We start from the raw sequence: 23652 nt of genomic DNA, 5'->3' as shown, positions 1-23652 counted from the left end.
ACAAAAAGCTTAGGGGGCGACAAAAGAAGTGATTGCCACCCAACCAAGCGTTCGCTAGGGTTGAGTGGTAACCACTTCTACGCGCAATAACAATTAAGGAGCCGCCATGAGCGACGCAGTGATCGAGAAGGTTGATAACGATGGCGTGGTACGCCTGACCATTAATCGTCCCAAAGCCTTGAACGCGCTGAACAGCGAAGTGCTCAGCGCTTTGGAAGCGCATCTGGTCGAATTGGAAGCTCACCCCAGCCTGCGGGCGGTATTGATTACGGGGGCCGGGGAAAAATCCTTCGTGGCCGGGGCAGACATCACCGAGATGCGTGATAAAACCCCGGAAGAAGCGCGCGCCTTTGCCAGCCAGGCACTGCGCACCATCAAACGCCTGGAAACCTTGCCCGTGCCGGTGGTCGCGCTGGTCAACGGGTTTTGCCTTGGCGGCGGCTGCGAACTGGCGCTGGCCTGCGACTGGGCCGTCGCCAGCGACAACGCCATCTTCGGCCAGCCGGAAGTCCTGCTAGGCGTCATTCCCGGCTTTGGCGGCACCCAGCGTTTGCCGCGCCGAGTCGGTCCCGCCATGGCGATTGATTTGGTCACTACCGGGCGCAAAATCGATGCCCACGAAGCGCTGCGCATTGGCCTCGTCAACCGGGTAATGCCCCAGGCCGAGCTTGAGAACTATGTTGAAGAGCTTACCAAGCAGCTGAAGGGCAACGGGCCGCAGTCGGTCCGCGGTGCCAAACAAGCCGTTCATGACGGCATGGACCAAGATCTGGATAGTGCCCTGGCGCTGGAAACCAGCCTGTTCGCTTTCTGCTTTGCAGGCCAGGAGCAGAAAGAGGGCATGAGTGCCTTTGTCGAGAAGCGCAAACCCAACTTCTAAGCTCTCTTTTTTTCTAAGCTCTCTTTTTTCGAGTTTTACTTATTTGAGGGGTGGCGCACGCGTCACCCCTTATTTTATTCTCAGGCTTACTATTTCTTACTATGCCGGAGTGACCGCGATGCAGTGGGCCGCCTTTCTTCTTGCCGCGCTGGGGTTTGCCTATTTACCCGGGCCTGCGATGTTATACACCGCAGCACAAACGCTGGGGCGTGGTCGGCGAGCAGGATGGCTGGCGGTGGCTGGGGTGCATCTTGGTTGCTATGTGCATGTTATCGCCGCTGCATTGGGGTTAGCACTGCTATTTGCGGCCATTCCGCCTGCCTATCTGGCGATGAAAATCATCGGCGGACTCTATTTGCTCTGGATGGGCGTGCGCTTATGGCAACAAGGCATTCGCACGAGCAGTGACGAACTTCCGCTAGCCTCTACCAAACGGGTACTGCGCGATAGCTTTCTGGTGGAAGTGCTTAACCCTAAAACGGCGCTGTTCTTCGTGGCGTTCCTGCCCCAGTTCGTGCAGCCCGACAGCGCTCTGCCGGTGGCATGGCAACTGCTGTGGCTGGGGGTCGCCACCAACGTACTGTTTTCGTCGGCGGACGTGGTCGTGGTGTTGCTGGCCAGCCCGCTGCGCGCTTGGCTGCAAAAGTCCAATAGTTCCACCCGTTGGGTTCAGCGGATGGGCGGCGGCGTACTGATGGGGTTGGGCGGGAATACGCTGGTTCAGGCGGCACGCTAAAACGATCAATCGCAAGGCTATCAATCGCTAAAGCGATCAATGAAGTGTTCACCACAAGGAGCGCACCATGTTTGACCTGTACATCGCCAACAAGAACTACTCTTCCTGGTCGCTGCGCCCTTGGGTGCTGCTGAAAACGCTGGATATTCCCTTCAACGAGCATTTGATGCCGTTCGAAGGGGGCTTTGGGGAGAGCCTCGCGACCTTCAAGCGTTTTTCTCCTTCGGGGCTGGTGCCGTGCCTGGTCGATCGCGAACACGAGGTGGCCGTGTGGGACTCGCTGGCGATTGTCGAGTACGTGGCCGAAGCGCATCCTGACGTATGGCCACAGCAGCTTGCCGCACGGGCCTGGGCACGCTCCGCCAGTGCCGAGATGCATAGTGGCTTTGCAGCGCTGCGCGATGAGTGTTCGATGAACTGTGGTGTACGGGTAGCGATGAACGCGATGTCCCCTGGGCTGAAAAGCAACCTGGCCCGGCTGGATGCGCTATGGCAGGAGGGGCTTGAGCGTTTTGGTGGCCCTTTTCTGGCGGGTGAGCACTTTACCGCCGTGGACGCGTTTTATGCCCCGGTGGCGTTTCGCGTGCAAACCTTCGGCCTTCCGCTGGGCGATGCCTCGCTGGCCTACGTGCAGCGCCTGTTGGCTCTGCCTGCCATGCAGGCGTGGTATGCGGCGGCGCTAAAAGAGACCTGGCGGGAGCCCATGCATGAACAAGAGACCCTGAAACAGGCCACGCTGCTGAGCGACGAGCGGGCGACCGCCTAGTACTGTGCAGGAAGTTCCGGGCTGGAGGGAGGACGGCGCGGAGAGGGCGTAAATCCGTTACACTGACGCCTCTAATATTTCGCAACACGACTGAGAGTCATCAGATGGCGCTAAGTGCTACCCCCTACAAAGTGGATGTGAACCTGACCGACCTGGACCGCAACGTCTACGAAACGCTGCGGTTCACGGTGGCGCGCCACCCTTCCGAAACCGAAGAGCGCCTGTGCACACGGCTGATCGCTTATCTGCTGTGGTACAGCGAAGCGCTGGCCTTTGGACGCGGGCTCTCGGACGTGGACGAGCCAGCCTTGTGGGAGAAGAGCCTGGACGGGCGAGTGCTACACTGGATTGAAGTAGGCCTTCCCGATGCCGAACGCATGACCTGGTGTTCTCGGCGTGCCGAGCGGGTTTCCCTGCTGGCCTATGGCCGTGTCGACCTGTGGGAGAGCAAAGTGCTGCCTGCGGTCGCATCGCTGAAGAACGTTCACGTGGCCGGGTTACCCGCCGATGCGCTGTCTACGGTGGCGACGAACTTGCCCAGGGCCATCAACTGGGCCGTGATGATCAGTGATGGTGCGCTGTTCATTACCGATGAAAACGGCCAGCACGAAATCACCCCTGAATGGCTGCTGCGCGAACGCTGATCGAGGGTACTGGCGGTGAGGGATAACCGCCAGACTCCGCGCAAGTGGAAACCGCGTTGAGCGAGCCATAGGCGACTATAAAAGTAGCTTGCTATCTTTTTGCAAGATTACATACAATCAGCAATGTTTGTTACTCAAGGAACGAGCCATGAAACCCTTTGCTGTATTACGTGCCCTGGTATTGCCGTTTAGCCTGCTGCCTGCGCTAGCCATGGCCAGCGACAGCGCCTTGACCCTCAAGCTCGAAAACGATGGCCTGGCCAGCAGTGATGACGGCCACTTCACCAGTGGCTTCGAGCTGAACTGGATGACGACGCCCTCCGAACAGAACTGGCTGCAGCGGCTTGCCGTGGCGTTGCCAGCGGGGTTGATGGGGCAGGCTGACCGGGTGGCGTATCGCTTCGTGCACCAGATTTATACACCCGATAACATCGAACGGCGCTCCCTGATCGAAGATGACCGCCCCTATGCAGGGCTGGTATACGGCGGTGTGTCGCTATATGAAGATGTGCCGGTGGGGCAGTGGCAGCGGGCCACCGATCTGCACCTGGATGTGGGCTTGGTGGGGCCCTCTTCCTTGGCTGACAGCATCCAGCGTGAGGTACACCGCGTCACCAATAGCGACCGCCCGCGGGGCTGGCGTCATCAGCTGGGTGACGAAGCGCTGATCAATCTGACGCTGCGCCGCCAGTGGTGGCATGACACTCCGCTGGCGGGCAAACAGTTTGCTCACGGCCCCAGTGTCGGCGCGGCGTTGGGCAACCTGTACACCTACGCCAGCGCTGGCTACAGCGTGCGCTGGGGAGACGACGCTCAAGGTATTCCCACCCTGACCCCCAACCCCGGTACGCGCCATCTGATGAGCGAGAGCCGTGGCTGGCAGTGGTATCTGTTTGCCAGCGTCGAAGGCTATTACATGGCCCATAATCTGACCCTGGACGGTAATACCGTGCGCGATAGCCATTCGGTAGACCGCAAGGAGTGGGTCGCCGATGCCTCCACGGGCTTGGCGCTGGCCTGGGAAGACTGGCAGGTGACCTACGCCGTCGTACAGCGCACCCGCGAGTTCGAAGGGCAGGATGAGCAGGATGTGTTTGGCGCCATGACGCTGACCAAGCGTTTCTAGTGTAGTAGGCCGACGCGCAAACGACCGAGAGGGGCAGCATGAGCAGCAAGTACCCACAGACACCGGATGGACGCTACTTCGTTGCCAGGAACCGGCTGTGGCGCTGCACCGACCCGCGTCTCTCGGAAGACACCCGGCGTCTTCATGTCAAGGCGTTGATGAAGGCGCGGCGTGCGGTGCGCAGTGCCCAGCAGCATGACGATGAGCACGCGCTTCGCCAGGCACGTCAGGCCGTGCAGGAAGCCAAGGAAGCACTGGGTGAGCGGGGGCCTGTCTGGTGGCAGGATGGAGCACCGGACGAAGGCGGTCTCGCTCCCCACAACAGCTCCTATGCCGACTGGTGGGCCTCGCGCTCCTGAAGCCTGGTGTGTGGTAATCTGCACGCCACTCTTACTGCATCGATAGGCACCCTGTGACCATCAAAGCCAATCTGTCCATTCTGGATATCGTGGGCCACCTGCTGGTGTGGCTGTTACTGACGATTTTTACGCTGGGGATCGCGCTGTTTTTCTTTCCTTACTCCTTTGCTCGCTTTGTCATCAATCGTACTAGCGTGGTCGACCATGCCAGTGGGGTAGAGCGAAAAATGGTCTGCGATATCAATATCTTCAGCAATATCGGCCATATCATCCTGTGGATGGTGATTTCGTTTCTCACCTTGGGGATTGGCTACATCTTCTACTTTTACCGCGTCTGGAACTACGCGTTGAACAACTCACGCGTGCTGTAGTTCTACTGGTTCCTCCGCCCGCTGCCTGTCAGCGGGCACTCTCTTTCATCGGTGCACGTTACGAAGAGTACATCTCCTGGTGCCGCTATGACGGAGGCGACTGTGGCTACGGTGATCGTCGCAGCGTCACGGCCAACGTACGCTATCAGTTTTGATATACGTGCCGCGTGAGATACGGCGGCATACCGCCACATGAACTTGCTACATGAGTTCGCTACATGAACAACGGGGCCTGCGATGAGCAGGCCCCGTTGCCTTTTTGGGTCTCTTCGTGGGTCGACGCTTTGAGCCAAATCATCACAATCCCATCCACGAGTCCCACGTTATATAGCGTAATCACCAGCGACATGATGCATGACATGAACAGCGCCATGAGGCATGAAAATATCAGCTGGGCGTATTTCGGATCGAACATCGTACGTTTTCCTGATACGCGAATTAACGCTTGTCTTCGGTTTTTTCAGTAAAGTCGCTGGCATCGTGGCGTTCATGAAGCTGCTCATGGGGTTCCCCCCAGGTACGGTTGACCATGCGGCCCCGTTGCACGGCGGGGCGGGCATCGATCTCTTCGGTCCAGCGCAGCACGTGGGTGTAGGTGTGGGCCTCCAGAAATTCGGCTGCCTCATACACACGGTTCTTGAGCAGTGCGCCATACCAGGGGTGGATCGCCATGTCGGCAATCGTGTATTCGTCGCCCGCCATATAACGGTTGTCTGCCAGGTGGCGGTCGAGTACGTCCAGTTGGCGCTTCACTTCCATGGTGTAGCGGTCGATAGGGTACTGATACTTTTCCGGCGCATAGGCATAAAAATGCCCAAAGCCGCCGCCCAGCATCGGTGCGCTGCCCATCTGCCAGAACAGCCAGGAAAGGCATTCGGTACGCTTGGCGGGGTCGCTGGGCAGAAAGGCAGCAAATTTTTCGGCCAGATAGAGCAGGATGGCCCCTGACTCGAAGACCCGCTGGGGTGGCTGAACGCTGTGGTCCATCAGTGCCGGGATCTTCGAATTGGGGTTCACCTCCACGAACCCGCTACCAAACTGGTCGCCTTCACCGATCTGAATCAGGTGGGCATCGTACTCGGCGTCGGTGATGCCTTTTTCCAGCAGCTCTTCGAGCATCACGGTGACCTTGACGCCGTTAGGCGTGGCCAGCGAGTAAAGCTGCAGCGGATGCTTGCCGACGGGTAGAGGTTTATCGTGGGTGGCACCTGCGACGGGGCGGTTGATGTTGGCAAATTTGCCACCGTTGCCGGGTTCCCATTGCCATACCTTGGGCGGCGTATAGGTTGGATCGCTCATGAGGTCCTCGCGTTTAGCGGTCATGCGTTGTCGTAGTGAATCGATTGGGGCGCTTGAGCCTGGCTACAAGGGTGTGTCGTTAGCGAGTTAATTAAATGGCAAGGGCAGAACAAAGGCAACGCTGGCAGAAGGGGGCAGGCTGTTTCTGACCTGCGAAAGACAGGTCAGAGGCGTTTCAAGCATTTACACCAATGTCAGAGTGACGTCGATGTTGCCACGGGTGGCATTGGAGTATGGGCACACGATGTGGGCTTTATCGACCAGCGACTGCGCAATATCTTTTTCCAGGCCCGGCAGGCTGATCTTGAGCTCCACTTCGATGCCAAACCCGGTAGGAATGGCACCAATACCCACGCTGCCATCGATCTGTGTGTCTGCAGGCAGCTTTACCTTCTCCTGGTTGGCAACGTGCTTCAAGGCACCCAGGAAGCAGGCAGAGTAGCCTGCGGCAAACAGCTGTTCCGGGTTGGTGCCAGCACCGCCAGCGCCCCCCAGTTCCTTCGGCGTGCTCAGCTTGACATCCAGAGCGCCGTCAGAAGACTTGGCGTGGCCTTCGCGGCCGCCAGTAGCGTGGGCATGGGCGCGATAAGCAATGGTTTCGATAGACATGGGCGTCTCCAAGGGTATGAGCGAGTTTGGAAAAAGAGACTTTAATTTAGTGTTATTTTAACTTGCGCACAAGATAAATATGGAGTCACTCAAAAGACAGTGTCATTCGCGTTTACTGGTTCGACTGCAGGCGCTGACGAAGCGCAATCAAGTCGTCTTTCAGCTCACGCAAGGCGTCGGCAGAGTGTTCGCTGGCCTTGATGATGCAGCCCGGAATATGTTGCGCCTGGGCGCGTAGCGCGCGGCCCTTGTCGGTCAGCAACAGCTCGACCACACGCTCATCCTGGGTGCTGCGCTGGCGTTTGATCAACGCCTCGTTTTCCAGCCGTTTGAGCAGCGGAGTGAGCGAACCCGGATCGGTAAGCAAGCACTTGCTCAATGTACCTACGGTAATCCCATCGTTTTCCCATAGCACCAGCATGGCCAGGTATTGCGGGTAAGTGAGCCCTAGCTCCTTGAGCAGTGGCTTGTAGGTTTTGGTCATTATCAGCGACGTTGAGTACAGCGCGAAGCAGAGCTGCTGGTCCAGCTCCAGTTCGTTGCAGGGCTCAAGTTCTGTCATGTCTTCTCCGAGGTGTTGACGTGAAAGGTAATGTATCGTGCCCAGCGTCTACTTACTATCTGACTTTTTAGACAACCCTGGACGTTGGTCGCAAATCACCATATTTGTTTTGACACGCTCAGAGGCCGCCGCTAGCCTTCATATACTCGATGTTACCGGTAACAAATAGCCTATGGCCTGACATACGTTATCGGCAAGCCATCGAGCTACCGCATCGCTCGGCAGCCTGGTCATTCAAGCACTGGTCCTTCAAAACTGGCCATGCACAACCCGGCCACTAACAACAATTCTGCGTGGAGAAACAACGATGACAACGATTTGGCGTAGCACATTGACCCTTTTGGGTGCCACCACTCTGACCTTTGGCATGGCGCATGCACAAGGCCCGGAGCTTTCCGCGCCGCCCGCCATCGAGGGCGAGGTTCTGGCAGACCATGGTAGCCATACGCTGCGCATGGGTATCGGGTTGTCCGAAACCTCCCCGCAGTTCTTGTCCAGCCAATATTTCGGCGAGATTCTGGCGCAGCGTACCGATGGTCGGATTACCGTCAATGTCTTCCCCAATAGCCAATTGGGGGATGACGTGCAGATGATGGAGATGCTGCAGACCGGAACGCTGGACATGACTTACCCTTCCAGCTCGGCTACGACCGGCTACGTGCAGGCGCTGTCGGTGTTCGATTTGCCGTTCCTGTTGCCCAGCCGTGAAGCCGCCATTGCCGTCATGCAGAGCGATGCGGCCCAGAACATGCTGGATGCTTTTGAAGGCACTGGCTTGAAAGCGCTGACGTTTTCCGAGAATGGCTACCGCCAGCTGTCGAACAGCGCCCGCCCGGTGGCGACCCCTGACGACGTGGCGGGCCTCAACGTGCGCGGTTTGAGCGTGCGCACCATGCAGAACCCGGTGCATCTGGCCATCTGGGAAGCGCTGGGCGCCAACCCGACACCCATGGCCTTTGGTGAACTGTTCTCGGCGCTGGAGCAGGGCGTCGTGGATGGCCAGGAGAACCCCTGGAGCACCATCCTGACCTCGAACTTCAACGAAGTGCAGGATTACGGTACGGAAACGCGCCACGTCTATACGCCATTCATCATGATGCTCTCCGAGCGCACCTGGAACCGCATGGCGCCGGAGTATCAGGCACTGGTGCTGGAAGCTGCCCGCCAGTCTGCCGAGTATGAAATTCAGCTCTCTGCCGAATACGACGACTGGTCTCGTGAGCAGTTGGAAGCGCGGGGCATGCAGATCACTCGGTTGGACGATGAGCAGCTGGCCGCTTTCCAGGAAGCCGTTCAGCCCGTCTACACCCAGTGGGCGCCGCGTATCGGGGAAGACCTGATTGCTGAAATTCAGCAGATCGTGGCAGACCATACGTCTCAGTAAGCCATTGCCGTGGGTTTTCGGGCAGGCCAGTGGCCTGCCCGATTCGATAGTGCCCCAGGAGCTTTTATGACATCCCCCTCGCATACTCCCCAGGCCGAGCCTGTGCTGGCAACGCCTGACCCGACAGACCCTTCGACCTATCTGGACGACCCTAACCGACGGTGCCTGGAAATCGACACCGATTCGGCTCAGGGGCCCGCCCTGTTTCGCTGGCTCACGCTGGGCATGGAGTATCTGATCGGCGCCATTCTGGTCGCGCTGATCGTCTCGGTATCCAGCAACGTGGTGGGGCGCTCGCTGTTCAATCACTCGCTTCCCTGGGTCGATGAGCTGGCGCGCATGCTGTTCATCTGGCTGGTCTTCATTGGCGCGGCGGCGGCCTTTGCGCGCTATGAGCATATTGCGGTGGATGCCCTGGTGCGCCGCCTGCCGCTGCGCCTGGCGCATCTGCTGTATGCGCTTCAGCACCTGATCATCACGGGGCTCATGCTGGTGATGGTGTGGGGCGGGTATCAGGTGCTGTCTCGCTCCAGTGGTCGTTCTGCCATTCTGGGCGTGCCGCTCAGTTGGGTCAGCCTGTCTCTGGTGCTGTGTGTGATCTTCATCGCTGCCGTATCGCTGTGGCGGCTATGGGTCAGCCTGCGCCTGGTGCTCGCGCCGCGCGGCCCATCCACCAATTCTGTGGGGGAGTAACCACTATGTTATGGATTTTTCTGGCGATCCTGTTCGCATCCATCGTGATTGGCCTGCCTATTGCTTTTGGGCTGGGAGTGGCGGCACTGGTCATGGCCATACTGTCGGACATTCCGCTGTCGATCATGATCGAGCAGTCCATCCGGGGCGTGAACAGCTTTCCCCTGCTGGCCATTCCGTTCTTCATTCTGGTGGGCGAAGTGATGAGCCAAGGGGGGATTGCGCGGCGTCTGATGGAGCTGGCGGGGGCGCTCGTCGGCTTCATGCGTGGTGGGCTGGGCCAAGTGGCCATCACCGGCTCGATGTTCTTCGGCGGAATCAGTGGCTCGGCGGTGGCGGACACGGCGGCGACCGGCTCCATGATGATTCCTTCCATGAAGCAGCAGGGCTATAGCGCAGCGGATGCCACGGCGATCAATACGGTCTCGTCGGTGATCGGGATCATCATCCCGCCCTCCATTCCGCTGATTCTCTACGGTATCGTCACGGAAACCTCGATCAGTCGCCTGTTCATTTCCGGTATCGTCCCGGGGCTGCTGATTGGCGGTGCGCTGATGATGACGACGTTTCTGCTGGCTTCCCGACAGGGCGGTGGCGTGCGCCAGTTCCGCTGGGACGTGCTGTGGCAGGCGTTCAAGGCGGCCTGGCTTGCCCTGGTGCTGCCGGTGATCGTGATTGGCGGCATCATTGGCGGCGTCTTTACGGCCACGGAAGCGGCCGTGGCGGCGCTGCTCTATTCGCTGGCCATTTCCCTGCTGGTCTATCGGGAGTTCAAGCTGGCAGCGCTTGGCGGCATGCTGATTCGCACTGCCCGATTGACTGGCATGGTCATGATGTTGCTGGCGTTTGCCACCGTGATCGCGTGGTTCCTGACCATCAACATGGTGCCCCAGACGCTGGTGCGTCAGGTTCAGGCGATTACCCAGGAGCCTTTCCTGCTGCTGCTGATCGTGGCGGCGCTGCTGTTGCTGGTCGGGTTCGTCATGGATCTCACGCCCGCCATGGTGATCATGGCACCGATGCTGGCGCCCATCGTGACCTCGGTGGGGGTGGACGCGGCTTACTTTGGCGTTCTGATGGCCTTCGTTCTGGGTATCGGGTTGCTGACACCGCCGGTAGGCACCTGCCTGTACGTGGGATGTGGCGTGGGCAAGGTGTCGATGGAGTCGCTGGTCAAGGCCATGTTGCCGTATTACGCGGCGCTGCTGGTGGTGCTGGTGCTGTTGATTGCCTTCCCCGGGATCGTGACATGGTTACCCAACTTGACCGCCGTGCGCGGCAACTGACAGGAGAGCAGTGTGACGAGCACTTCACAGCGTATTCTTGTCATGGGGGTTTCGGGCTCCGGCAAGACTCATATTGGCCAGCAGTTGGCGTCTTCGCTGGGGGCCACGTTCATCGATGGCGATGACCATCACAGTGCCGCGAACGTGGCCAAGATGGCCAGCGGTACGCCGCTCAACGACGACGACCGCCAGGCGTGGCTGGCAACGCTATCGGCCCTGCTGGAAAGCTATCGCACCCGGGATGCCTCGGTAGTGGTTGCCTGTTCCGGGCTCAAACGGCGTTATCGCGACCGCTTGCGGCAGGGCGATGGTGAGCTGCGTATCCTCTACTTGGAGGGGACGCCCGATGTGCTGCGCGAGCGGCTGGCCACTCGCGCCGGCCACTTCTTCAAGGGGGATGACATGCTGGCCAGCCAGCTGGCGGACCTGGAACCGCCGCTGGCCGATGAGGCCGTCACGCTGTCGATTGAGCTGCCGCCTCGCGTGATTGTCGAGCGCTTTTGTGCCACGCTGTCCCGGCAGCCGCAGCGCTCGTCAAGCTAAAGGAAGGGATAGGCGACGGGTCGCAGGATTCGTTATGGTAAGACCCGTGCCCATCCACGATATCAGGCAGTGACGCCATTGAAGAAAAAACGCCCCACCTTGCAAGACATCGCCGACCGCGTTGGCGCCACCAAAATGACCGTGAGTCGCTGCCTGCGCGACCCGGAAGCGGTCTCGGAAGGGCTGCGCGAGCGTATTTTCAGTGCCGCGGAGCAGATTGGCTACATTCCCAACCGGGCGCCGGACCTGCTGTCGCGGGCCACGAGCCACTCCATTGGCGTGCTGGTTCCTTCCTTGACCAACCAGGTATTTGCCGACGTGATCGTGGGCATCGAAGCGTATACCGAGCCTGCGGGCTATCATCTGATGCTTTCCCACTACGGCTACAGCCCCGAGCTCGAAGAGCGTAGCCTGGCCTCGCTGCTCTCTTATAATGTCGATGGCGTGATTCTCTCGGATCGAGACCATACGCCGCGCAGCTTGCGCATGCTGGAAACCGCGGGTATTCCTATCGTGGAGATCATGGACACCCATCGCCCCCCGCTTCAGCAGGCCGTCGGGTACGACAACGTGAGTGCCGCCTACGAAATGGTCAGCAAGATGATCCGGCGTGGCCGCCGCCACATTCTCTATCTGGCGGTGCGTCTCGATGAGCGGACGCGCCAGCGTGAGCAAGGCTATCGACAGGCCATGCAGGCGCATGGGCTTTCCCCCGTCACCTTGCAGCGTAGCCAGCGCTCCTCTTACACCGTGGGCGCTGCATTGATGCAACAGATTCAGCAGGATTACCCTCAGGCGGATGGGGTGTTCTGCACCAACGATGACGTGGCGGTGGGGGCGTATTTCGAATGCCTGCGCCAGGGAGTTGCCGTCCCCCAGCAGATGGCCATTGCCGGTTTTCACGGTCATGATGTGGGGCAGGCCATGACGCCGCGTCTGGCCAGCGTCGTGACCCCTCGCGAGGCCATCGGTGAAAGGGCGGCTCAGGCCCTGCTGGCACGTATCCGTGGCGAAGGAGTGGGCCAGCCCGTCATTGACTTGGGCTACCGTATCGAAGCAGGCGATACGCTATAGGTAGTCTGTGTGAGCTAGTCTGTGTGAGGTGGGCTGTGTCCAGTCACCGCTGTTTTTTTATCAGTCAGCGCGTAAAACCTCGTACTTTGAGTGCGAGGATGGATAGCGCGGCGTCCGGCAGGACGCCTTGTGCCTTGTAATCTTACATAAAACACGATAATTTGTAAGGTATGATAACCGAACGCGCTTTCAAATACCGCTTCTACCCCACGCCAGAACAGGCAACCCTGCTGGCGCGAACGTTTGGGTGCGTGCGGTTTGTCTGGAACGCGGTGCTGCGCTATCGCACCGATGCGTTCTATCAGCGTCAGGAAAAAATCGGTTACACCGACGCCAGCGCGTTTTTGACACAGTTAAAAAAGCAGCCTGACACCGCCTTTCTGGCCGAGGTCAGTTCGGTGCCACTGCAACAATGCCTGCGCCACCAACAAACCGCTTTCAAGAATTTCTTTGCCAAGCGTGCGCGGTATCCCAACTTTAAATCCAAAAAGCACCGGCAGTCAGCCACCTTTGCCAGTTCGGCATTTTCGTACCGTGATGGTCAGATCACGCTCGCCAAGTGCCGCGAGCCGTTGAACATACGCTGGAGCCGCGAGCTACCGTCAGCGCCTAGCACCGTCACCGTGTCAAAGGACGCAGCAGGCCGCTACTTCATTAGCTGTCTGTGCAAGGTAGATACTGAGGCGCTGCCAATTACGCCGAAGATGGTAGGAATTGATCTTGGATTAAAAGACCTATTCGTGACCAGCGAGGGTCAACGGGTTAACAACCCGCGTCATACGGCGCGCTATGCGCGCAAGTTAGCGCGGGCGCAACGGCAGCTAAGTCGTAAGCAAAAAGGCTCCAACAACCGTGCCAGGGCACGGTTAAAGGTCGCTCGCTGTCACGCCAGGATCGCTGACACTCGGCTAGACCGCCTGCATAAACTCACTCGCCAGATCGTTAACGAGAACCAAGTGATCGCAGCGGAGAGTTTGCAGGTGAAGAACATGGTCAAAAATCCCCATCTCTCTAACGCCATCAGTGATGTTGGCTGGGGGGAGCTGGTGCGCCAGCTTGACTACAAAGCGGCTTGGGCCGGACGCCAGTTCGTCCAGATCGACCGCTGGTACCCAAGCTCAAAACGCTGCCATGGCTGTGGATTTGTCATGGAATCGCTGCCACTAAATATTCGCATGTGGGATTGCCCAGGCTGTGGCACCGAAGGCATTGACCGTGACCTCAATGCCGCCCGCAACATCCTACAAGCTGGCACCGCGCTATTAGCGGGTGCCGAGCGTTGAAGTAACTACCGAGGGGCACTCGGGAATTAACGCCTGTGGAGTTTGTGTAAGACCGGCAATGCCAAGGCATTGAGGGCAACGGACAGCGAAGCAGGAACCAGGAAGGCAACAACCTGGGAATCCCCTTCCTTTCCGCCGCGAGGCGGCAGCGCAAGCTGAGGGAGGGGAGGATGTCAATCTTCAAATGAGGCTGCCGTGAATATCACTCAACTGACGGTCTATCCGGTCAAGTCGCTCAAGGGGATCGACCTGCAACAGAGCGAGCTCTACACCCACGGGTTGGCCTGTGATCGGCGCTGGATGCTGGTCGATGCGCAGCAGCGTTTCGTCACTCAGCGTCAGCTGCCCGCCCTGGCCACCATAGGCGTGGCTCTCGATGAGCGCTCGCTGGTGCTCTCGCATCCGTCACTGGCGCCTATCGCCATTTCACTGGATGAGCCCGAGGGGGAGCTACGCCAGGTGACCGTCTGGAAAGATCACTGCCAGGCCTATCCGGAAGGTGCAGAGGTGTCACGATGGCTGGAGGCTGCCTTGGGGGATACGGCCCGGGGCTTGAGTCTGGTGCGCTTTGCCAGCGACTTTCCACGGCCCGTGGAAGCGGACTTCCTGGCGGGCGACAGCGCGGATACTTTCTTCTCGGACGGCTACCCTTTCCTGGTTACCACCACCGGTTCGCTGGATGCGCTCAATCAGGCGCTGGTGGCTGCTGGGCAATCTCCCATCCCCATGAACCGGTTTCGGCCCAACATCGTGGTGGAGTGTGCCACCGCTTGGGCGGAAGACCGCTGGGCCGGGCTGCGAGTACCCACTGGTGGTATCGAACTCACCCTGCGCAAGCCTTGCCAGCGCTGCAAGATCACCACTGTGGATCAGCAGACCGGTGCGGTCCCTGCCCAAGGCGAGCCACTCAAGACGCTGCTGTCACTTAATACCCAGCCGCATCTGAAGGGCGCTTTTTTTGGCCAGAATGCCACGCTGACCAAGGGGCAGGGCGCGACTATTCGTGTGGGGGACGCCGTAGAGGCATTACCACGCGAGGTTTGAAGCGCAGCAGCCCCGTGGCCACGGCGGTGCCCATCAATGTAATCACCATGCCGAGCACTACCTGCAGCGAGAGCGTTTCTTCCAGCAGCAGATAGCCCCACAGCAGCGCGCTCACCGGCACCAGAAAGGTGACCGTGGATGTGGCGGTGGCCCCGGCGCTGGCCAGCAGTCCGAAATAAAGTAGAAAGGCCACGGCGGTGCTCAGCACCGCCAGGGCCAAGGCGTTACCCCAGGCCAGCGTGCTGATGGGCTCGCTGGGCCATAGCAGCAGGCCGGGGATCAGCAGCACGAGCGCCGACATGGCGCTGCTGCCCGCGGCCAGTACCCGCGTGGGTAAATGGCCTAGCCGGGTTTTCGAATAATTGCCCGCGACCCCATAGCAGAGGGTGGCTCCCAGCACGGCCACGATGAACCAGCCGTCTCCCCCCAAACTGAAGTCCAGACGATGTGCCGACAGCACATAAACTCCCACCAGCGCCAACGTCAGCCCCAGGTATTGCTGACGTTTCACGGGCGTGGCAAAAAAAGCCGCCCCCAGCAGCGCGGTAAAAATAGGCGTGGTGGCGTTGAGCAGCGAGGTGAACCCTGCTTCCAGGCGCGTGGTTGCCAGTGCCAGCAGGGAAAAGGGCAGCACATGGCTGACCACGCCCAGCAGAAGTAGCGGCCCTTTGTGCTGCCAGTGCACCCGTCGAGTTGGCGGCGCTGAGCAGCGAGTCGTCGGGTGATATCGCCCCGTCACATTCGGCAAGCCAAAGAGAATCAGCTACCCTGAAGAGGGCTGAACGCTCTCTTGCGCTCAGTTCGCCATTAGCGAACTACCCTGGGAAAGGAGAACAGAATGGATAGCAAAGCAAGCGCACGTTGGGAAGGTGGTTTGAAGGACGGCCAAGGGCATGTATCTACCGAAAGTGGAGCGCTGGACGCCAACTACTCGTTCAAGCAGCGCTTCGAAGGCGCGCCGGGCACCAATCCAGAAGAGCTGATTGGTGCTGCCCATGCGGGCTGTTTTTCCATGGCGCTCTCCATGATTCTTGGCGAAAAAGGCTACACGGCGGAGTCCATTGATACACAGGCCAGCGTAACGCTGTCACAGGGCTCGAATGGTTTCGATATTTCGAAAATTCATCTTGAAGTAGAAGCTAGCGTGAGCGGAGCGGATGAAGCCGCTTTTAAAGAAGCCGCAGAGACGGCCAAAGCAAATTGTCCTGTTTCAAAAGTATTGAATGCTGAGATTACCATGACCGCAAAGTTAAAAGGTTGATTTAATAACTTGTGTTATGGAAAAGGCGTCAAGTGCTTCTTTTGACTTTTAGTTGAGCTGGCTTTAAAGCTTAATGGAAGTGTTAACTTGGCGCCTTAAAGTATTGCTGTCTAGATGCTAAAAGGCCTTGGCAATTGCCAAGGCCTTTTTTAACGCTTACCGTTATCAGCGTTTAGTCACGCTCATACTCTTCGGCAGCTTCCAGTGCATCCTGTGATGCATTGACGCGAATCACGTAGTCATCGCCGTCATCATCTTTCGTCAGTTCCAGAGAGTCCCACTCGACGGCAACGTCTTTCTCGCCCATGCCGAGGAACCCACCGATACCCATGACGACAGCCTGGATCTGACCATCTTCATCGATGACCAGGTCAGAAATGGTACCGATATCCTCATCTTCTTCTACGGTGCTTTTCACGTTGTTGCCGATCAGCGAATCAGCATGGAACGTGTTTTCAGGCTGCGTGGTGAGGTAGGTAGCTTCAGCTGCCACTGTTTCCTGAGCGCTGACCGAGCCAGCGGCAAACATGAAAGCAGGCACCATCAACGTACCGAGGAAAGCAGGTTTAATCATTTTCATGGCTATTGCTCCTTGCGCTTGCATTAGGACAGGGTGTGGTTGCACCGGTGTCTAAACAAATTAACGGTCATGGCTCATCAAACAGTGTGATTTGATAAAGGCAGTGTTTAATTGCCTAGCGCTATTCCTATAGCGTCCACCATTTACGTTACTCCTGAGGCGATTCCTCTCATGCCAACGATTCTATCAATAACCCGTATTACGGGTGGGCTAACAGAAACTGGTATTAAGGGAAAGCAACGTCTTGTCTTGCGCGTCACTGCGTCAAGACACTTATCAAGGTAGACGCTCCATAATGTTTTGCAAGATGAATGGCCATTTTTTTGTCATGGATTGAATCCTAGGGAAACGCTGCATAAATCCCGTCGGAGCTGCCTCATAGCCACCGACGAGGTAAAATCTGACCTGTCGTCCAACACCCGCTGACAGAGCCACTCCGATGAAACAGATCTCATTCGCCCAGGCTGAGCACCAGAACAAGAAGAAGGTCACCCGCCGCGAGCGGTTTCTTGCCAGGATGGAGAAGCTGGTGCCGTGGCAACGGCTGATCGCAGCACTGTCGCCGTCCTACTTCCCGAATTCAGCGGGCAAGCGAGGCCGACCACCCATTGGCCTGGAGCGCATGCTGCGCATTTACTTTCTGCAGCAGTGGTATGCCCTGGCCGATGAAGCGCTGGAGGATGCCATCTACGACAGCCAGGCCATGCGTGACTTCATCGGTATCGATCTGGTATCGAGTGTGCCGGATGCGACCACGCTGCTGCGCTTCCGTCACCTGCTGGAGCAGCATGCCCTGACCCAGCGGATCTTCGAGGAAATCAACGCCCACCTGGCCGAGCAGGGCCTGTTCATGCGCGAGGGCACCATCGTCGACGCCACCATTGTGGCGGCGGCCCCCTCCACCAGGAACAAGGCCAGGCAGCGCGATCCGGAGATGAAGCAGACCCGGAAGGGCAAGCAGTATTACTTCGGTATGAAGGCCCATATCGGTGTCGATGCGGTCACCGGACTGACCCACAGTGTCGCCGCCACGTCGGCCAACGTCGCCGATGTCACCATGGCCGGCGCTCTGGTCCGGGAGGATGACAAGCGGGTATACGGCGACGCGGGCTACACCGGCATGTGGAAGTACCTGGACGAAGAGAAGGATGCCCCGGACTCCCGCTGCTGTGTTGCCGCCAAGCGCGGCCCCATCAAGAAGATGGAAGACAGTCCCATGAAAGCGCTGCTGCTGGCGATCGAGAAGGCCAAGGCCAGCATCCGCGCCAAGGTCGAGCACCCATTTCATGTCATCAAGAACCTATTCGGCTACCGGAAGGTTCGCTACAAGGGACTGGCCAGGAACCAGGCGCAGCTGTTCACCCTGTTCGCCCTCGGCAATTTGGTGCTGGCTGGACGATGCCAGGGGCATGCTGACGGGGCCAGTGTGTCTTGAATCTGGCCTGGCAGCTGGATAACCAGGCTGCCAGGGTAAAAAGGCCACCTTCCGTGGCCAGAAAGTGACCGTTGACGCGGTGAATATGCCGCCCTGAGTGCTTTAGCCGCTCAGAGACGAATTGATCAGCGGTTCAAGTGTTGGTATTAAAGAGGTGAGAACGCCTGCCCATGCGACAGTCTGTCGGATTGACCCACCGCTAGCCAGTCGGCATATTAGCTGTAAAAAAGGAGAACCCATGACGACCATGACGCATTATCCTGCCAGCAGACGGCTCAAGCGCTCCTGTTTAGGCAGTCTGGCGGTCAGCGCCTGGCTGCTGGCGACCAGCGCGTTGGCCAATGCCAGCGAGCTTCCCAAAGGGCACTTTTTGCTGCCCGAAACAGGCAACATGATTGGCGAGAACTACACGGTCACGGCCAGTAACGAAGATACGCTGCTGGATATCGCCCAGGCACACAACGTGGGCTACGAGGAAATCCGCATGGCCAACCCGGATGTCAGTATCTGGGTGCCTGGCGAAGGTACCGAGGTGACCATTCCCGGCCAGTTCATTCTGCCTGACGAGCCGCGTACCGGCATTGTGATCAACGTCGCTGAACTGCGCCTCTACTACTATCCCGAGGCGGCGGCTGGCGAGCCTGCCGTGGTCGAGACCTACCCCATCGGCATTGGGCGCGATGCCTACAACACGCCTCTGGGGATTACCAAGACCACCATGCGGCTCGAAAATCCTGCCTGGTATCCGCCGGCGTCCATTCGTCGTGAGGCCGCCGAGCGGGGCGACCCGCCACCTGCTGTCGTGCCCCCAGGCCCTGATAACCCGCTGGGGCAGTTCGCCATTCTGCTCGATATACCGGGCTACTTGATTCATGGGACCAACCAGCCGGACGGCATCGGTATGCGCGCTAGCCGGGGCTGTATCCGGATGCACGGGGACGATATCGAGTCGATTTTCTGGCGCGTGCCTGTCGGTACTCAGGTCAATATCATCGATGCTCCCATCAAGCTGGGCTGGAGCGAGCAGGGCAATGCCTATATTCAGGCATTTTCCTCTACCGACGAGAAGGCTTTCGGCATGGACACCCTGCTGAATGTGATTGGCCTGATCGAAGAGCATAACGGCCAGGGCAGTGCCAACTACGAGCAGGTCAGTCGTGTGCTCGAAGAGGCCAATGGTCAAATCGTCCCCCTCAGCTAATGCTCAGGGCGGTAGCGCGGCCACCAGGCCCAGCGCTACCGCCTGACGCACCCAGTCTGCCACATTGCCCGCCTGCATCGTTTTCATGGCCCTCAGCCGATAGACCTCCACGGTTTTAGGGCTCACCTCCATGTGTTCGGCAATTTCCCGGTTGGTCAACCCGCGAGCCACATGGGTCATGATCTGCTGCTCCTTCGGCTTGAGCGACCTGTAGCGCGCCTTCAGGCTAGCCACTTGCGCCTGTGCCTGATGCCGTTGGCGAGCGTGTTCCAGGGCTCGCTGCACGATTTCGATGATCTGCTGGTGGTTGAAGGGCTTCTCGATGAACTCGAACGCCCCGGCTTTCAGGGCGGCCACCGCCATGGGAACATCGCCGTGGCCGGTCATCATGATGATCGGCAGGGTGTCCTGTTGATCCAGCAGCGCTTGCTGTACCTGGAGGCCGCTGAGGCCGGGCATACGAACATCCAGTAGCAGGACGGCTATGTGATCGCGCTGGGCCGCCAGAAACGCGTCTCCACTGGCAAAGGGCTGGGCAGTCAGGCCGACCGACGACAGCAGCCATACCAGCGATTCGCGCAGGTCGGTGTCGTCATCGACCACGGCAATGGTGGAAAGGGGCGGTTCCATCAAACGTCTGTCTCCGTACGTAGCAGTACTTCAAAACAAGCCCCCTGGGGGCAGTCGCGAAGCGTCAGGGCGCCGCCCATGCTTTCCAGCAGGGTTCGGCTGATGGCTAGACCCATGCCCAGCCCATCGTCCCGAGTGGTGTAGAAGGCATCGAAGATGTGTGGGCGCTGGGTATCGGGCACGCCTGGCCCTTGGTCTTCAACGCTCAGGGTCAGCTGGCGATGCCCGCTGGGTCGAACCGTGATGACCACGGCGGGGCGGTCGGGCATCTCACGGCTGGCGGCCAGTGCATTCAGTAGCAGGTTGACCAGCACCTGCTCCAGCGCGATGGGGTCGCCATAGACCCTGGGGAGTTCGTCGGGTAGCTGGCGCTGCAAAGGAATGGCAGCCTGCTGATACTGCCACTCGCAGAGTTGGCAGGCCGCCTCGATCACCGGAGCCAGCGCGACCGGATGCACTCGATGGCTGCGTTTGCGTACGAAGCTGCGCAGATGTCGCAAGCGTTGCGCCAGGCGTTCGACCTGCTGGTTGATACGTTCCAGCGGCAGGCGCAGTTCTTCGGCAGAGGGGGCAGGTTGCTGCTGGCACTGCATCAGCGCGCCGCTGGCGTAGTTGGCGATGGCGCCCAGCGGTTGGTTCAATTCGTGGGCAATGTTGGACGCCAGCTCACCCGCGGCCGCTAGCCGGTTGGCATGGGCAATGTGCTCCTGATGGCGGCGCGCCTGCGCTTCGGCCTGCTTGCGCGCGCTGATATCGCGGTTGATGAGCGCGAAGTGGCCGGGTTCGGCGCCCTGAGCACGGTGGGCCAACACGACGCTGAGCACGGGCAGCAGGGCATCTGGTGCGCGTATCTCCAGCTCGCCGCTCCATGAACCGTAACGCTCGACGGCAGGAAAGACCACCTGCCGGAGCAGCCGCAGCGACTCGCAGGAGTATACGGTCTCCAGGGGAGCTTGCAGGGCCTCGTCGGGCAGTGCCAGGCAGCGCCGAGCGGCTTCATTGGCGCTGAATACCCGCTGGTCGGGCCCCAGAAACAGCACGTAGTCGGTGGTGGACTCGACCACCTGCGCCAGGCGTTCTCGGGTGGCTTCGGCTTCGATGCGCCGCCCCACGTCCCGTGAGACACAGAGAATGTCCAGCAGCTCCCCCGTGTTGGCGTCTCGTCGGGTCCGGCTGGTGGTTTCAAACCACACGTAATGGCCCGCCTTGGCGCGAAAGCGATAGGTCTGCTGGTAGAACCCATCATGGTAATAAACCCGTGGTGACTTGTTGAGCAGCGCGCTCAGGTCGGCGGGATGAAAGAGCTGATAAGCCGAGACGCCAATCAACTCCTCGGGCGCGTACCCCAGCAGGTCGCGGGCGGCTTGGGAGGCATACAAAAACGTGCCGTCGCGGGCATGCCGAGAGATCAGGTCGGTGGTGCTTTCCGCCAGCCACTGGTAGTGGCGCTTCTCCTCTTCCAGGGCGGCATTGCGCGCCTGTAACGAGGCGATTTCTGCTTGCAGGCGGGCTTCCAGCGGCGTGGTCATGGCATTATCGCGCGGGGTCCAGTACGCCACCCAGCGAGGCATTGCGGCGGAACCAGCCAGCAATGCTGGTGCGCGGCAGGCGCGTGGGCAGCACTTCGTGAGGGATGGTTTCCGATAAAAAGCAGGCAAACGTTCCCGCTTCGGGTACGACCCGGGCCACTTCCCGGCTGGGGTCTTCGGGGTCGTAGATGACCATTTCGCCTCCGCCGTCGGCGGGCCAGTCGGGGGTGAGGTAGCCGACGGTCGAGATGACACGATTGGCCCGCCCGCGAAAGCTGTCCAGATGGCGTTGGTAAAACGCCCCGGCAGGGTAGTGGGCAAAATGTGCCTCGTACTCGAATAGACCAAGAAACAGCGCCTGATTCAACGAGCGTTGCAGCTCGGCCATGGCGTCGAGATAGTGCCGCTGGGCTTCGCTTTCACGGTCCAGCCAGTGGATGGCGTCGCCGCGAATATCCTTGCGCAGCAGGTGCTGCTGACCACGCCCAATGCCTGCTTCATCGAGCGCATCGTGGGCTGCCAGGTGCAGCAGCTCGCCTTGCAGCGCCTGGCACAGGGCCGGGTCGATGACCCCTTGGCCCACGTACCAGCCCTGTTCCACCAGGGCGTCGACCAGAGCCACGTGGGCATCGGGGGCAAGAGCATGGGGGCGGGTGTCCATGGAAGCGATCATGTGGTGTGTCTCGTGACTGGCTTGTCGTTGCGATTGACGGTGGCTGGGCGCTGAGGAGAGCGCCGTTCGGGGTAGTGGCGCAAGGCGCCGACCGGGCGGCGGTAAAGGTCGATGTCCATGCCAAACCCTTCGGCCAGCAGCTCCACCAGCATCATGGCCGAGAGCCCCCAGATCACGTGGCTGTCTACTCGGTAGCTGGGCACGTAGTGAGCGACGCCATCCACGGTGATGACATCGGTATGGGTGCGCTGGTCCTCCAGAAAATGGCTGAGCGGCACTTCGAAAATGGCATCCAGCTCCGCCGGGTCTGCCACCAATGGCAGGTCGGGGGGGATCAGGCCTACCCAGGGGGTGACCCGTATCCCGTGCAGCGAAATCACATCGGACAGGCGCCCCAGCGGTTGCACTGCCTGCGGTGCTAGCGCAATCTCTTCCTGAGCCTCCCGCAGTGCGGTGGCGTAGAGGTCTGCATCGGTAGCTTCGCGCTTGCCGCCGGGGAACGCGACCTGGCCGCTGTGGGTATTCAAGTGGCCCGCGCGGCGGGTAAACAGTAGCGTCGGCGACGGCCGCTCGACGATGGGCATCAAGACGGCGGCCTCAGGCAGAGTAACGTGGTCCAGCCGTTGAGGCGTATGCAGTTGCAGCTGTTTGCGCAGTTTCTCTAACATAGGGGATTCCCGTGACTTTGTTCTCTTTTACCCAGCCATGACGATCAGCGTCAAGCGCGTTGATAGCTCGCCCTTCCAGCCATAGAGAAAACGCGATGAACTTTTGTAGTCAGTGTGGTGAAAAAGTCCGCTTTGCGGTGCCTGAAGGAGATGACCGCCCCCGCTACCTGTGCGATGCCTGCGGTACCATTCACTACCAGAATCCGCGCATTGTGGCGGGTACGCTGCCGGTGAGCGGCTCGAAGGTCTTGCTGTGCAAACGCGCCATTGCACCGCGCAAAGGGTATTGGACGCTGCCGGCAGGCTATATGGAAAACGCTGAAACCACGCAGCAGGCCGCATCCCGGGAGACCTGGGAAGAGGCCTTCGCCGAAGTCGCGCTGGGAGACCTGTACACCTTGATCGACCTGCCGCACATCAATCAAGTCTACATGATTTTTCGTGCCGACCTGGTGGGTGGCTTCAGTGCCGGACCAGAAAGCCTGGAGGTGGCGCTTTTCGAAGAGCACGAAATCCCCTGGGACGCGCTGGCCTTCCCCACCATCGAACGGACCCTGCGGCACTACTTCGAAGATCGCCAGCAGGCGGAATTTTCGCTGCACATCAGCAAGATCACCCCCGAAGACCGCGAGCGCTACTTCGGCAGTGCCTGATGGGGCAGGGGGGAGCGCCTACAGGTTGGCCAGCTGCCACACGTCGTAGGCCACTTCCTCGTAGGGGTGGGCCAGCTTGAGGGCGGCAATGGCCGCCTGGATGTGCGCGTCGTCACAAACCAGCTCCACCTTGAACTCTTCCACCCTTTCCAGGGTGCCTACCTGACCGATATGCGGTTCGGCGCCCTCCATCGGCCGAAACTGGCCGGTGCCGCGGGTCTGGAAACAGACGTGCTCATAATCACCGATACGCCCCGCACCCGCGTCGAACACGGCGCGCTTGACGCTCTCCACATGGTCAACAGGAACAAAAAAAGCGAGTTTATACATGACAATAAGCCTCTATTCGGGGAGCCTGACAAG

General features: G+C 59.5%; 28 protein-coding genes and 1 pseudogene. 18 read left to right on the top strand and 11 right to left on the bottom strand.

The window, feature by feature from the left end; genetic code table 11:
* The first annotated feature begins 106 nt into the window (after window positions 1-106).
* The 7 genes from KVY02_RS12990 (at window position 107) to KVY02_RS12960 (ending at window position 4882) form a co-directional block, all read left to right on the top strand.
* Window positions 107-880, top strand: a complete 774-nt coding sequence (locus KVY02_RS12990) for an enoyl-CoA hydratase-related protein (RefSeq protein ID WP_081195551.1) — start codon at window positions 107-109, stop codon at window positions 878-880.
* 118 nt (window positions 881-998) lie between these two features.
* Window positions 999-1616, top strand: a complete 618-nt coding sequence (locus KVY02_RS12985) for a LysE family translocator (protein WP_100731631.1) — start codon at window positions 999-1001, stop codon at window positions 1614-1616.
* Window positions 1617-1683: 67 nt separating this feature from the next.
* A complete protein-coding gene (locus tag KVY02_RS12980; protein WP_081195552.1) occupies window positions 1684-2382 on the top strand; it encodes a glutathione S-transferase family protein in 699 nt (232 codons plus the stop codon).
* A gap of 104 nt (window positions 2383-2486) precedes the next feature.
* Complete coding sequence (locus KVY02_RS12975) at window positions 2487-3026, top strand: YaeQ family protein (protein ID WP_039176533.1); 540 nt, start codon at window positions 2487-2489, stop codon at window positions 3024-3026.
* A gap of 148 nt (window positions 3027-3174) precedes the next feature.
* Entirely contained in the window at window positions 3175-4152 is a 978-nt protein-coding gene (locus tag KVY02_RS12970) for a lipid A deacylase LpxR family protein (protein ID WP_100731629.1), read from the top strand.
* Between the two features lie 38 nt (window positions 4153-4190).
* Window positions 4191-4511, top strand: coding sequence for a hypothetical protein (locus KVY02_RS12965; protein ID WP_016914590.1), 321 nt, complete (start codon window positions 4191-4193; stop codon window positions 4509-4511).
* Between the two features lie 53 nt (window positions 4512-4564).
* A complete protein-coding gene (locus tag KVY02_RS12960) occupies window positions 4565-4882 on the top strand; it encodes a DUF6693 family protein (protein WP_016914589.1) in 318 nt (105 codons plus the stop codon).
* Window positions 4883-5096: 214 nt separating this feature from the next.
* Here the strand turns inward: KVY02_RS12960 and KVY02_RS12955 are convergent, their stop codons facing one another.
* From KVY02_RS12955 to KVY02_RS12940, 4 genes are all read right to left on the bottom strand, one after another.
* Window positions 5097-5231 carry a DUF2798 domain-containing protein gene (locus tag KVY02_RS12955; RefSeq protein ID WP_256357610.1) on the bottom strand — a complete coding sequence of 45 codons (135 nt, stop codon included), beginning with the start codon at window positions 5229-5231 and terminating at the stop codon, window positions 5097-5099.
* 89 nt (window positions 5232-5320) lie between these two features.
* Window positions 5321-6181: a glutathione-dependent disulfide-bond oxidoreductase gene (gene yghU / locus KVY02_RS12950; protein WP_218313641.1), complete on the bottom strand. Its 861-nt coding sequence runs from the start codon at window positions 6179-6181 to the stop codon at window positions 5321-5323.
* Between the two features lie 183 nt (window positions 6182-6364).
* Window positions 6365-6790 carry an organic hydroperoxide resistance protein gene (locus KVY02_RS12945; RefSeq protein ID WP_081139099.1) on the bottom strand — a complete coding sequence of 142 codons (426 nt, stop codon included), beginning with the start codon at window positions 6788-6790 and terminating at the stop codon, window positions 6365-6367.
* A gap of 112 nt (window positions 6791-6902) precedes the next feature.
* Complete coding sequence (locus KVY02_RS12940; RefSeq protein WP_081139100.1) at window positions 6903-7352, bottom strand: MarR family winged helix-turn-helix transcriptional regulator; 450 nt, start codon at window positions 7350-7352, stop codon at window positions 6903-6905.
* Between the two features lie 307 nt (window positions 7353-7659).
* Here KVY02_RS12940 and KVY02_RS12935 point away from each other — a divergent pair, with 307 nt between their 5' ends.
* The 7 genes from KVY02_RS12935 (at window position 7660) to KVY02_RS12905 (ending at window position 14659) form a co-directional block, all read left to right on the top strand.
* A complete protein-coding gene (locus KVY02_RS12935; RefSeq protein WP_081139102.1) occupies window positions 7660-8736 on the top strand; it encodes a TRAP transporter substrate-binding protein in 1077 nt (358 codons plus the stop codon).
* A gap of 66 nt (window positions 8737-8802) precedes the next feature.
* Window positions 8803-9429: a TRAP transporter small permease gene (locus tag KVY02_RS12930; RefSeq protein WP_081139103.1), complete on the top strand. Its 627-nt coding sequence runs from the start codon at window positions 8803-8805 to the stop codon at window positions 9427-9429.
* Window positions 9430-9434: 5 nt separating this feature from the next.
* Window positions 9435-10715: a TRAP transporter large permease gene (locus tag KVY02_RS12925; RefSeq protein WP_081195555.1), complete on the top strand. Its 1281-nt coding sequence runs from the start codon at window positions 9435-9437 to the stop codon at window positions 10713-10715.
* Window positions 10716-10727: 12 nt separating this feature from the next.
* Window positions 10728-11258: a gluconokinase gene (locus KVY02_RS12920; RefSeq protein WP_081139106.1), complete on the top strand. Its 531-nt coding sequence runs from the start codon at window positions 10728-10730 to the stop codon at window positions 11256-11258.
* A gap of 78 nt (window positions 11259-11336) precedes the next feature.
* Window positions 11337-12332 (top strand): gluconate operon transcriptional repressor GntR, encoded by a 996-nt coding sequence (gntR, locus tag KVY02_RS12915; protein ID WP_218315088.1) that lies wholly within the window; start codon window positions 11337-11339, stop codon window positions 12330-12332.
* Between the two features lie 170 nt (window positions 12333-12502).
* Entirely contained in the window at window positions 12503-13615 is a 1113-nt protein-coding gene (locus KVY02_RS12910) for an RNA-guided endonuclease TnpB family protein (protein ID WP_218313640.1), read from the top strand.
* Window positions 13616-13810: 195 nt separating this feature from the next.
* Window positions 13811-14659: an MOSC domain-containing protein gene (locus KVY02_RS12905; protein WP_081139109.1), complete on the top strand. Its 849-nt coding sequence runs from the start codon at window positions 13811-13813 to the stop codon at window positions 14657-14659.
* Here KVY02_RS12905 and KVY02_RS12900 read toward each other — a convergent pair.
* Window positions 14613-15347 (bottom strand): annotated as a pseudogene (locus KVY02_RS12900) (DMT family transporter); the annotation flags it as partial. The gene KVY02_RS12905 and the pseudogene KVY02_RS12900 overlap by 47 nt on opposite strands.
* Window positions 15348-15497: 150 nt before the next feature.
* Here KVY02_RS12900 and KVY02_RS12895 point away from each other — a divergent pair.
* On the top strand, window positions 15498-15920 hold the full coding sequence (locus tag KVY02_RS12895; protein WP_016914574.1) for an OsmC family protein: 423 nt from the start codon (window positions 15498-15500) through the stop codon (window positions 15918-15920).
* Window positions 15921-16092: 172 nt separating this feature from the next.
* On the opposite strand, the gene KVY02_RS12890 is transcribed toward KVY02_RS12895, so the two are convergent.
* Complete coding sequence (locus KVY02_RS12890) at window positions 16093-16500, bottom strand: PRC-barrel domain-containing protein (protein ID WP_016914573.1); 408 nt, start codon at window positions 16498-16500, stop codon at window positions 16093-16095.
* 439 nt (window positions 16501-16939) lie between these two features.
* On the opposite strand from KVY02_RS12890, the gene KVY02_RS12885 reads away from it, so the two are divergent.
* Window positions 16940-17935, top strand: a complete 996-nt coding sequence (locus tag KVY02_RS12885) for an IS5 family transposase (RefSeq protein WP_218313639.1) — start codon at window positions 16940-16942, stop codon at window positions 17933-17935.
* A gap of 247 nt (window positions 17936-18182) precedes the next feature.
* Window positions 18183-19136 (top strand): L,D-transpeptidase family protein, encoded by a 954-nt coding sequence (locus tag KVY02_RS12880; RefSeq protein ID WP_371317428.1) that lies wholly within the window; start codon window positions 18183-18185, stop codon window positions 19134-19136.
* 3 nt (window positions 19137-19139) lie between these two features.
* Here the strand turns inward: KVY02_RS12880 and KVY02_RS12875 are convergent, their stop codons facing one another.
* The 4 genes from KVY02_RS12875 to KVY02_RS12860 are packed head-to-tail and all read right to left on the bottom strand — an operon-like array spanning window position 19140 to window position 22636.
* Entirely contained in the window at window positions 19140-19766 is a 627-nt protein-coding gene (locus tag KVY02_RS12875; protein WP_218315087.1) for a response regulator transcription factor, read from the bottom strand.
* Window positions 19766-21337: an ATP-binding protein gene (locus KVY02_RS12870; RefSeq protein WP_256357488.1), complete on the bottom strand. Its 1572-nt coding sequence runs from the start codon at window positions 21335-21337 to the stop codon at window positions 19766-19768. Before KVY02_RS12870 ends, KVY02_RS12875 begins: the two co-directional genes overlap by 1 nt.
* Window positions 21300-21968 carry a 2OG-Fe(II) oxygenase gene (locus KVY02_RS12865; protein WP_016914569.1) on the bottom strand — a complete coding sequence of 223 codons (669 nt, stop codon included), beginning with the start codon at window positions 21966-21968 and terminating at the stop codon, window positions 21300-21302. Before KVY02_RS12865 ends, KVY02_RS12870 begins: the two co-directional genes overlap by 38 nt.
* Window positions 21965-22636: a CoA pyrophosphatase gene (locus KVY02_RS12860; protein ID WP_218313637.1), complete on the bottom strand. Its 672-nt coding sequence runs from the start codon at window positions 22634-22636 to the stop codon at window positions 21965-21967. The genes KVY02_RS12865 and KVY02_RS12860 overlap by 4 nt, the downstream gene beginning before the upstream one ends.
* Before the next feature lie 95 nt (window positions 22637-22731).
* Here KVY02_RS12860 and KVY02_RS12855 point away from each other — a divergent pair, with 95 nt between their 5' ends.
* Complete coding sequence (locus KVY02_RS12855) at window positions 22732-23289, top strand: NUDIX hydrolase (protein WP_218313636.1); 558 nt, start codon at window positions 22732-22734, stop codon at window positions 23287-23289.
* Between the two features lie 18 nt (window positions 23290-23307).
* On the opposite strand, the gene KVY02_RS12850 is transcribed toward KVY02_RS12855, so the two are convergent.
* Window positions 23308-23619: a Nif3-like dinuclear metal center hexameric protein gene (locus tag KVY02_RS12850; RefSeq protein WP_016914566.1), complete on the bottom strand. Its 312-nt coding sequence runs from the start codon at window positions 23617-23619 to the stop codon at window positions 23308-23310.
* Window positions 23620-23652 lie beyond the last annotated feature (33 nt).

The organism is Halomonas sp. 18071143, from assembly GCF_019211725.1.
Taxonomy (GTDB): Bacteria; Pseudomonadota; Gammaproteobacteria; order Pseudomonadales; family Halomonadaceae; genus Vreelandella; species Vreelandella stevensii.
The sequence above is the reverse complement of the archived record's forward strand: the minus strand, read 5'-3'. Positions and strand labels throughout refer to the sequence as shown.

Coding starts and splice junctions, on each gene's coding strand:
- KVY02_RS12925 (WP_081195555.1), top strand. CDS start 9,435: ATGTTATGGATTTTTCTGGCGATCCTGTTCGCATCCATCGTGATTGGC.
- KVY02_RS12865 (WP_016914569.1), bottom strand. CDS start 21,968: ATGATCGCTTCCATGGACACCCGCCCCCATGCTCTTGCCCCCGATGCC.
- KVY02_RS12935 (WP_081139102.1), top strand. CDS start 7,660: ATGACAACGATTTGGCGTAGCACATTGACCCTTTTGGGTGCCACCACT.
- KVY02_RS12980 (WP_081195552.1), top strand. CDS start 1,684: ATGTTTGACCTGTACATCGCCAACAAGAACTACTCTTCCTGGTCGCTG.
- KVY02_RS12955 (WP_256357610.1), bottom strand. CDS start 5,231: ATGTCGCTGGTGATTACGCTATATAACGTGGGACTCGTGGATGGGATT.
- KVY02_RS12870 (WP_256357488.1), bottom strand. CDS start 21,337: ATGCCTCGCTGGGTGGCGTACTGGACCCCGCGCGATAATGCCATGACC.
- KVY02_RS12970 (WP_100731629.1), top strand. CDS start 3,175: ATGAAACCCTTTGCTGTATTACGTGCCCTGGTATTGCCGTTTAGCCTG.
- KVY02_RS12885 (WP_218313639.1), top strand. CDS start 16,940: ATGAAACAGATCTCATTCGCCCAGGCTGAGCACCAGAACAAGAAGAAG.
- KVY02_RS12940 (WP_081139100.1), bottom strand. CDS start 7,352: ATGACAGAACTTGAGCCCTGCAACGAACTGGAGCTGGACCAGCAGCTC.
- KVY02_RS12990 (WP_081195551.1), top strand. CDS start 107: ATGAGCGACGCAGTGATCGAGAAGGTTGATAACGATGGCGTGGTACGC.
- KVY02_RS12850 (WP_016914566.1), bottom strand. CDS start 23,619: ATGTATAAACTCGCTTTTTTTGTTCCTGTTGACCATGTGGAGAGCGTC.
- KVY02_RS12855 (WP_218313636.1), top strand. CDS start 22,732: ATGAACTTTTGTAGTCAGTGTGGTGAAAAAGTCCGCTTTGCGGTGCCT.
- KVY02_RS12890 (WP_016914573.1), bottom strand. CDS start 16,500: ATGAAAATGATTAAACCTGCTTTCCTCGGTACGTTGATGGTGCCTGCT.
- KVY02_RS12875 (WP_218315087.1), bottom strand. CDS start 19,766: ATGGAACCGCCCCTTTCCACCATTGCCGTGGTCGATGACGACACCGAC.
- KVY02_RS12965 (WP_016914590.1), top strand. CDS start 4,191: ATGAGCAGCAAGTACCCACAGACACCGGATGGACGCTACTTCGTTGCC.
- KVY02_RS12860 (WP_218313637.1), bottom strand. CDS start 22,636: ATGTTAGAGAAACTGCGCAAACAGCTGCAACTGCATACGCCTCAACGG.
- yghU (WP_218313641.1), bottom strand. CDS start 6,181: ATGAGCGATCCAACCTATACGCCGCCCAAGGTATGGCAATGGGAACCC.
- KVY02_RS12975 (WP_039176533.1), top strand. CDS start 2,487: ATGGCGCTAAGTGCTACCCCCTACAAAGTGGATGTGAACCTGACCGAC.
- KVY02_RS12880 (WP_371317428.1), top strand. CDS start 18,183: ATGACGCATTATCCTGCCAGCAGACGGCTCAAGCGCTCCTGTTTAGGC.
- KVY02_RS12985 (WP_100731631.1), top strand. CDS start 999: ATGCAGTGGGCCGCCTTTCTTCTTGCCGCGCTGGGGTTTGCCTATTTA.
- KVY02_RS12930 (WP_081139103.1), top strand. CDS start 8,803: ATGACATCCCCCTCGCATACTCCCCAGGCCGAGCCTGTGCTGGCAACG.
- KVY02_RS12895 (WP_016914574.1), top strand. CDS start 15,498: ATGGATAGCAAAGCAAGCGCACGTTGGGAAGGTGGTTTGAAGGACGGC.
- KVY02_RS12910 (WP_218313640.1), top strand. CDS start 12,503: ATGATAACCGAACGCGCTTTCAAATACCGCTTCTACCCCACGCCAGAA.
- KVY02_RS12945 (WP_081139099.1), bottom strand. CDS start 6,790: ATGTCTATCGAAACCATTGCTTATCGCGCCCATGCCCACGCTACTGGC.